This window comes from Bradyrhizobium sp. BRP22 (assembly GCF_020194175.1).
Taxonomy (GTDB): domain Bacteria; phylum Pseudomonadota; class Alphaproteobacteria; order Rhizobiales; family Xanthobacteraceae; genus Bradyrhizobium.
The window spans coordinates 1-8,277 of the sequence record NZ_JADYVX010000079.1; the positions used below are offsets into that span (position 1 = coordinate 1).

Consider the following 8,277-nt stretch of genomic DNA (forward strand, 5'->3'; position numbering starts at 1 on the left):
AAGCTCACCCACGGTTGTAGCCGGAGGGGGAAACGGGCGACATCGCCACGCGCTTTGGCCGGTGGCCACCGGCCAAAGCGCAAGTCGCTTCCATCGCACAAATCATGTCCGAGCAGATACAAGGGGAAGGACGAGTACTATGACCCCTTCGCGCATCCATCGGCTGTCGCTGACGCATTTCCGCAATTATCGGGCGGCGAGTGTCTCGACGCGCGGTGATGTGGTGGTGCTGGTGGGGCCGAACGGCGCCGGCAAGACCAATTGCCTGGAGGCGATCTCGTTTCTGGCACCGGGGCGCGGACTGCGCCGCGCGACATTGGAAGACGTCGCCGACAACCAGGGCGATGGTTCCTGGGCGGTCTCGGCCGAGGTTGAGGGCGCGCTGGGGCTTTCGACGCTCGGCACCGGGATCGAAGCGCCCGCGCAAGGGAGCGAGAGCGTCAGCAGGCGCTGCCGCATCGATCGCGAGCCGGTGAGTTCCGCTGCCGCCTTTGGCGACCATCTGCGCATGGTGTGGCTGACGCCTGCGATGGACGGCCTGTTTCTGGGCGCAGCCTCCGAACGACGGCGATTCTTCGATCGGCTGGTACTTGCGATCGACTCCGAACATTCCAGCCGCGTCTCGGCGCTGGAGCGATCCTTGCGCTCGCGTAACCGCCTGCTCGAAGTGCGCAACTATGACGACCATTGGTGCGGCGCGATCGAACGCGAGACCGCGGAGCTGGCGGTCGCGGTCGCGGCCACCCGCGGCCAGACCGCCGCACGACTGTCGGCGATGCTGCGCGAGCGCGCGCAGGGCTCGGCGTTTCCTTCCGCCGAGATCGCGCTCGACGGCTGGATGGAGAACGCGTTGCTGAGCGAGACCGCAACGGCCGTCGAAGACCGCTACCGCGAGATCCTGCGCCTCAGCCGCGCGCGGGATGCTGCCGCCGGACGTACGCTCGACGGCCCGCATCTGACCGACCTGCAGGTCGTCTACGCGCCGAAGAACATGCCGGCGCGCGATGCCTCCACCGGCGAGCAGAAGGCGCTTCTGATCGGACTGGTGCTGGCGCATGCAACGCTGGTCGCCGAGATGACCGGCATCGTGCCACTGCTGCTGCTCGACGAAGTGGTAGCGCATCTCGACCCGAACAGGCGCAAGGCGCTGTTCGATGAACTGGCAAAGCTCGGCGCGCAGGTCTGGATGACCGGAGCCGATCCCGCCGCGTTCGTCGATATCGGGGCGAACGGCGAGATCTTCGACGTCGAAGCAGGCCACATCACGCGCCCCGGCTAGAGCGTGATGACTTTTCTTCGAATCGTCATCCCGCTCCAGCTCTCTGTTTGAGCATGATCTTTTCGGAAAACCGGCCTCCACTTTTCCGGATCATGCTCTAGGAGCGTTTTCGAGCGAAGTGGATACCGGTTCGCGTGAAGAAAACGCGTCAAAACAAGAATCTAGAGCTTCGGTTCTGATTCAATCAGAACCGAAAATGCTCTAGCGCGGCTGGCCAGCGTTGGGCCCATCGAGCACGCGGTCGATCACCGCGTCGACGAGATAGACCGAGCCCTTCTCGGTGAGGTGAATGCCGTCACTGGCAGTAATATCTCCGGCGCTGTCGCCGAGGCGCGTCAGGCAGCCCTGCCCATTGCACAGCGCGTCCAACCCCGAGACGAATTCCGCGCCGGCCGTCGCAAGCTGCTCGCGCATCACCGCGTCGAACCAGCCGCTGGTCACCCCGCCGCTCCAGCGCGCCGGGATCAGGCCATGATAGAGCAGGAAATAGCGCAGCACTTCGTTCGGCAGCCCGCGCCGCCAGGTCGGCACCGCGCCGAGCACGACCACGCGCGCGCCGGTCTCGCGCTTCAGCGCGGCGGCCGTCTCGACGATCTTGTCGAGGTATTTGTCCCAGGTGCCGTGCATCAGCACGATATCGGGCCTGACATCACGGATCAGCGAAAACACCTTGTCGTTCATGGCCCGGCAGTTCGGCGTCCCCGGTACATCGACGTTCAAGACCGGAACGCAGGACGCCGAGGTGAACTGCGCGATGCCGAATTTTCTCGTCTCCTGCGCCTTGCGCAAGCCGGGCAACAGCGCGCCCGCCGTGGAGTCGCCCCAGATCACGACCAGCGGACGGCGGTCGCGATCGACGCAATCATCGGCGAACGACGTATCGCGGCTGAGGTCGAGCAGGCATTGGTGGAACCGCCATTGCGCCGACTGTGTCGACACACCGGCCATGGCGCGGATTTCCGGCGGCAGGCGGAAATCGTAGCCACGCCCCCAAACCACCGCGCCGCCGAGCGCGGCGAGCAGCACCGTGCTGGCGCCGAGCGCAACCAGCCTGCGCGGCTGGGGCCGGCCGAAACGAAGCGGCTTCTCGATGTAACGGTAGGTCGCCCAGGCAAGCAGCACGCTGAGCAGTAGGATCAGGCCGCGCTCGAGCAGCGTCAGCGGACTGAACTTGATCAGCGCGAAGAACACCAGCAGCGGCCAGTGCCAGAGATAGAGCGGATAGCTGATCAGCCCGATCCATACCATCGGCCGGCTGGCGAGCACGCCGCGGTTGAGCCAGGCTGTGGGCGCCGACAGCAGCAACGCAGATCCAGCCACCGGCAGCGCCGCGCGCCAACCGGGAAACGGGCTGTGGCTGTCGAACAGGCCAACCGCAACCGCGATCAGGGCAAGGCCCATGACTGCACGCCAATCGCTCGCGGCGCTCGGCTTGCCGATCTGGTTCCAGCCCAATGCCAGCAAGGCACCGGCGAGCAATTCGAAGGCTCTGGTGAACGGCAGATAGAAGGTCGTGACGGGGCTTGCGCCAATCAGCAGCAGATTGAGCGCGAAGGAGGCGGCGCCGAGCACCGCGGCGATCCAGAACAGTTTCAGCCGCAGCCGCGCCGCCAGCATCAGCAGCAGCGGCCAGAACAGGTAGAACTGCTCCTCGATGCCGAGCGACCACAGATGCAGCAGCGGCTTTTTTGCCGATTCGACGTCGAAATAGCCCGACTGCAGCAACAGCGCGATGTTGGCGAAAAAGGCAGCGCTGGCAAAGACGTCGCTGCCCAGTTGCGCGTAGGCGGACGGCAGCATCCATAGCCAGCCCATGACCAGCACGAAAGCGAGCACGACGATGAGCGCCGGAAAGATCCGCCTGATGCGCCTGGCATAGAAGCCGGCCAGACTGAAGCGCTTCTCGTCGAGCTCGCGCGCGATGATACCGGTGATCAGAAAGCCGGAAATGACGAAGAAGACGTCGACGCCGACGAAGCCCCCCGGCGCGGCCTCGGGAAAGGCGTGGAAGATCAGCACCAACATCACGGCGATGGCGCGGAGGCCATCGATATCGGGCCGATAAAGCTGGGAAGGCAGGGACAAGGCGGACAATCCGGACGTCGCGGAACACGTAGAGAGCATCGAAGCCAGCCCGCTTCGATGCTCTCTGTAGCAGGTCCGCGACGTACCGCTAGAGGGTGCTCGCCGGACGACCCAAATTGGGATTTTTCTGGCCTTGAAAACGGCCTCGAAGCGCGCTTTTTCGAACGCTTGGAAACACGCCTGAAGCGCCTTGAAAAAAGGCATAAAAATACTATTTATTCAACAGCTTGCAGAGACAGACTTTGCGCTAGGCGCGATGCATCTTTCGTGGCACAAATAGTGTAATCAGCCCTCAGTTTTGCGCCGCTGATTCGGGACATCTCAAGGCCTCACATGACAGAACCAGCCCGGCAGACCCCTGCCGAAAGCCAGCATCCCATTCCCGTGGAATATGGTGCGGAATCGATCCGCGTCTTGAAGGGCCTGGATGCCGTGCGCAAGCGGCCGGGCATGTATATCGGCGATACCGACGACGGTTCCGGCCTGCATCACATGGTCTATGAGGTCGTCGACAACGCGATCGACGAGGCGCTCGCAGGCTATGCGACGCGCGTCGAAGTCGTGCTCAATCCCGATAATTCCGTCACCGTGCGTGACGACGGCCGCGGTATTCCCGTCGACATCCACAAGGGAGAAGGCATTTCCGCAGCCGAGGTCATCATGACCCAGCTCCATGCCGGCGGCAAATTCGACCAGAACTCCTACAAGGTTTCCGGCGGTCTGCACGGCGTCGGCGTCTCCGTCGTCAACGCGCTGTCGAGTACATTGAAGCTCCGCGTCTGGCGCGACGACAAGGAACATTATGTGGAATTCGCCCATGGCGATTCCATCGCACCGTTGAAGGTCGTTGGCGACGCCCAGGGCAAGCGCGGCACCGAGGTCACCTTCCTCGCCTCGACCGAGACCTTCAAGAACATCGAATATGATTTCGCGACGCTCGAGCACCGCCTGCGCGAGCTCGCCTTCCTCAATTCCGGCGTCAACATCGTGCTCTCGGACATGCGCCACGCAGTCGAGAAGCGCGAGGAGATGCATTATGTCGGCGGCGTCGAGGAATTCGTCAAATATCTCGACCGCAACAAGAAGGCGATCGTCGCCAATCCGATCATGGTCCGTTCCGAGCTGAACGGCATTGGCGTCGAAGCCGCGCTGTGGTGGAACGACAGCTACCACGAGAACGTGCTGTGCTTCACCAACAACATCCCGCAGCGCGACGGCGGCACCCATCTGGCCGGTTTCCGCGGCGCGCTGACGCGCCAGGTCAACGGCTATGCCGAGGCCAATGCGAAAAAGGAAAAGATCACGCTGACCGGCGACGACTGCCGCGAAGGCCTGACCGCCGTGCTCTCGGTGAAAGTGCCGGATCCGAAGTTTTCGTCGCAGACCAAGGACAAGCTGGTGTCCTCGGAAGTGCGCCCCGTGGTCGAGAACGTCATCAACGAGGCGCTGGCCGCCTGGTTCGAGGAGCACCCGAGCGAGGCGAAGGTCATCGTCGGCAAGGTGATCCAGGCCGCGGCCGCCCGCGAGGCTGCGCGCAAGGCGCGCGAACTCACCCGCAAGAATCCGCTCGCGGTGTCCTCGCTGCCGGGCAAGCTGGCCGATTGCCAGGAGAAGGACCCCGCCAAGTCGGAACTCTTCATCGTCGAGGGCGACTCGGCAGGCGGCAGCGCCAAGCAGGGCCGCAACCGCGAATTCCAGGCGGTGCTGCCGCTGCGCGGCAAGATCCTCAATGTCGAGCGCGTCCGCCCCGACAAGATGCTGTCCAGCGAACAGATCGGCACGCTGATCACCGCACTCGGCACCGGCATCAGCGACGACTTCTCGATCGACAAGCTGCGCTATCATAAGATCATCGTGATGACGGACGCCGACGTCGACGGCGCCCATATCCGCACGCTGCTCCTGACCTTCTTCTATCGCCAGATGCGCGACATCATCGATGGTGGCTTCCTCTACATCGCGCAGCCGCCGCTCTACAAGGTGACGCGCGGCAAGTCCGAGCAGTATCTGAAGGACGAGCGGGCGCTGGAAGACTATCTGATCGAGGCAGGCCTCGCCGATTGCGTTTTCAAGACCGGAAGGGGCGAGGATCGCACCGGCTCCGATTTGCGATCGCTGATCAATGATGCCCGCATCATCCGCGCCCTGCTGCGCAATCTGCACAGCCGCTACAATCGCACAGTGATCGAACAGGCTGCAATCGCAGGCGTCCTGAACCCGAGAATCACCCACGATGTCAACGTCGCCAATGGGGCCGCCGAGTACATCGCTACGCGGCTGGATGAGGTGGCTGAGGAAGTCGAGCGGGGCTGGGTTGGGCGCTTCGTCGAAGGCCAGGGTTTCCAGTTCGAGCGCACGGTACGCGGAGTCAAGGACGTCGCGATCATTGACGACGCCTTCCTCAGTTCGGCGGACGCCCGGAAGCTCGACGAATACGCGCCGAAGCTGCAGGACCTCTATGCAAAGCCCGGCAAGCTCCGCCGCAAGGAGAGCGAGCAGACCATCCACGGCCCGGTCGGCCTGTTCGAAGCCGTAACGGATACCGCCCGCAAGGGCCTGACCCTGCAGCGCTACAAGGGCCTCGGCGAGATGAACCCGGAGCAGCTCTGGGAGACCACGCTGGATACCGAGGCGCGCTCGCTTCTGCAGGTGAAGATCAAGGAAGTCGACGAGGCCGACGATATCTTCACCAAGCTGATGGGCGACGTGGTCGAGCCGCGCCGCGACTTCATCCAGGAAAACTCGCTCAGCGCCACCATCGACATCTGAGGCCGCGTGGCCTTGTCGGGGAACGCAATTCCCTGACTCTCTAACGCAAATACCCGACTCAATTTACGCACAACCCTGAGCTTGGAGCCGGCGCCTCGCGCAGGCGCTCCAGCGGCCCTCATGCCACGAGATCCTACTGAAACCGCTCAGGGCGCGGGAGGCAGCACATTAGAGGCAGTGCCAGCCAGGCAAACGAGGTGGTCGGTCGGGCCTAAGGCGGTGCCCGCGAAGGGATCGCGAAGGGAGGACAGTGCCACCCAAGTTGGATGTTGCGCCGCGTATGTCTGGACTGGAAGAGTACCATCCCTCCTGGGCGACTTTGATGGTTAGAACTAGCCGTCCATAACGGTTTGGGTGCAGGTTCGGATCCTGCCGGCCCTACGCGGACACTTTGAAAAAAATCTTCCACTCGGTCGTGAGCAACAAAGCTCGGCAATCGTTGATGCTTGCGTGTCTGCAGAAATCGAAGATCAACTTCGCAAGTCCGACCTCTACGAACAGATCATCCTACAATTCTCTAAGCTTAATTCGCAGCGCAACAGGCTTGTGCACGGACTTTGGTACACCCACGAAACAGGCCGTGTCTTCCTATCGGAACGTGCAGTCGATGATTTCCACTATATGGACGCGCGCGAAGTAACAATCGAAGAACTAGAGACCATGAACAAGGGATAGGAGTTTTGTCGCAAGCGATTCACATGCGTCGATCACCTTCCATAGCGCGAATTGTTCTAACTCACGCACCCGAAAGACAGCGTGCGCGCGGGAACAAAAGTAGCGCGGTCCCTATCATGCATCTGAACCGCGAGATCGAGACAACATTAAGCCACCGCTTCGTCCGGAAGCCTAAGCACCGTCAATATCTCGTCGTTCGGCAGCAGGAAGAACTGCTCCTCGACTTCAATGTCTTCGCCTCCTCGAACGTCGAACTGTAAATTGGCGCCGAAGCATGACCATTCCAATTACATGTGGATCAAAGACTTATCGTGCCGATCGCCGTCGTGACCCCACGCCGATTAACACCAGGCGCCTCGAGATTTGAGCTAAGTCAAAATCGATAGCTCAAAAATCGCCGATTATAAAGGTTGGATAATTCCCAAACCTGCGAAGGAGCAATCGAATGGTTCTTCCAAGACTGTGGACCACTAGCCAAGATTTGGCTTCAGACCCCTTCCGAGCCATGCGGCGCGAAATGGAAAACGCGTTCCGAGCTTTCGATCGGGGTTCGCCCTCCGCCTACATTGGAGCTGGTATCCCGCCGGTCGCTGTAGCGGAGACAAAGGATGCCTTCGAAGTGACGGCCGAGCTTCCCGGTGTTAACGAGAAGGATATCAAGGTCAGCGTGGACGACAACCAGCTGGTCATTTCCGGAGAGAAAAAGGCCGAGAGCACAAGAGACGAGAAGGAATGGCACGTCGAGGAGCGGACCTATGGCTCATTCTATCGATCGATGTCTTTGCCTTTTGAGCCTGAGGACGGAGCTGTCGAGGCGCATTTCGACAAGGGCGTGCTGCATCTCACAATCAAGAAGCCAACCAAGGCCATAAAGAGTTCAAAGACAATCGATGTCAGGACGGGCGCTCCCCCCAACAAGGCTTAGTCCCTGATTTGATTGCAGCGACACCTCAGAGAGCCGCCTTCGGGCGGCTTTTCGTTTAGGTGCGCTGGTTCTCAAAGCCGCGGTGGATTCGCTGGCTGGACGCTCACTCCTCGTCTGTGAGAGTTACGCCCTCATTTCCGTCAAACGTCGCTGGCAGCCTTGCAGCGCCCGGTACCTACGTTTTTCAAACCTGAATCCCAAGACGATATCTCTTGGGTCACAAGGGGTAGCGTCAATCGATTGCCTGAGAGCCGGGTGCTGTCCCTCGGTTCGCTCAAGCAGGCAGGAGGAATAATCTTCGAGGCTCACTACTGCTGCGGAACCTATCTCCTGGTCCCATGCATGAACGTTTGCATTTCCTCCAAGGTAAGCCGGCCATCCTTGTTGCCGTCCATTGCCTTGAAAATTCGTTCATGAGCCACCTGAAACTCCGGCGATGAGATTGTTCCGTCACTATCGCTGTCCATCAGAGCAAACATCATGCGCAGCATAATCGGGGGCCGCATCGCGCCCCCACCCATCATGCCGTGGCCCATCATACCCC

At 61.3% G+C, this 8,277-nt stretch carries 7 protein-coding genes; 5 read left to right on the forward strand and 2 right to left on the reverse strand.

Annotation, left to right across the window (positions count from 1 at the left end; all coding sequences use genetic code 11):
• Window positions 1-139 precede the first annotated feature (139 nt).
• Window positions 140-1,279, forward strand: coding sequence for a DNA replication/repair protein RecF (gene recF, locus I6F35_RS39165; protein ID WP_225122907.1), 1,140 nt, complete (start codon window positions 140-142; stop codon window positions 1,277-1,279).
• A 201-nt stretch (window positions 1,280-1,480) separates the two neighbouring features.
• Here recF and I6F35_RS39170 read toward each other — a convergent pair whose 3' ends face one another.
• A complete protein-coding gene (locus tag I6F35_RS39170) occupies window positions 1,481-3,364 on the reverse strand; it encodes an acyltransferase family protein (protein ID WP_225122908.1) in 1,884 nt (627 codons plus the stop codon).
• 333 nt (window positions 3,365-3,697) lie between these two features.
• On the opposite strand from I6F35_RS39170, the gene gyrB reads away from it, so the two are divergent.
• From gyrB to I6F35_RS39190, 4 genes are all read left to right on the forward strand, one after another.
• Window positions 3,698-6,133 carry a DNA topoisomerase (ATP-hydrolyzing) subunit B gene (gene gyrB / locus I6F35_RS39175; RefSeq protein WP_225122909.1) on the forward strand — a complete coding sequence of 812 codons (2,436 nt, stop codon included), beginning with the start codon at window positions 3,698-3,700 and terminating at the stop codon, window positions 6,131-6,133.
• A gap of 354 nt (window positions 6,134-6,487) precedes the next feature.
• The gene (locus I6F35_RS39180) at window positions 6,488-6,808 is read left to right on the forward strand and encodes a hypothetical protein (protein WP_225122910.1); all 321 of its coding nucleotides are present in this window, start codon (window positions 6,488-6,490) and stop codon (window positions 6,806-6,808) included.
• A 116-nt stretch (window positions 6,809-6,924) separates the two neighbouring features.
• Window positions 6,925-7,068: a hypothetical protein gene (locus I6F35_RS39185; protein ID WP_225122911.1), complete on the forward strand. Its 144-nt coding sequence runs from the start codon at window positions 6,925-6,927 to the stop codon at window positions 7,066-7,068.
• A gap of 185 nt (window positions 7,069-7,253) precedes the next feature.
• The gene (locus I6F35_RS39190) at window positions 7,254-7,733 is read left to right on the forward strand and encodes an Hsp20/alpha crystallin family protein (RefSeq protein WP_225122912.1); all 480 of its coding nucleotides are present in this window, start codon (window positions 7,254-7,256) and stop codon (window positions 7,731-7,733) included.
• Between the two features lie 323 nt (window positions 7,734-8,056).
• Here the strand turns inward: I6F35_RS39190 and I6F35_RS39195 are convergent.
• Window positions 8,057-8,277, reverse strand: a 221-nt coding sequence (locus tag I6F35_RS39195) for an EF-hand domain-containing protein (protein ID WP_225122913.1), incomplete at its 5' end; no start/stop codon positions are given.

What these genes read in the sequence shown, in the direction of transcription:
- recF (WP_225122907.1), top strand. Translation starts at nt 140, where the DNA reads ATGACCCCTTCGCGCATCCATCGGCTGTCGCTGACGCATTTCCGCAAT.
- gyrB (WP_225122909.1), top strand. Translation starts at nt 3,698, where the DNA reads ATGACAGAACCAGCCCGGCAGACCCCTGCCGAAAGCCAGCATCCCATT.
- I6F35_RS39185 (WP_225122911.1), top strand. Translation starts at nt 6,925, where the DNA reads ATGCATCTGAACCGCGAGATCGAGACAACATTAAGCCACCGCTTCGTC.
- I6F35_RS39190 (WP_225122912.1), top strand. Translation starts at nt 7,254, where the DNA reads ATGGTTCTTCCAAGACTGTGGACCACTAGCCAAGATTTGGCTTCAGAC.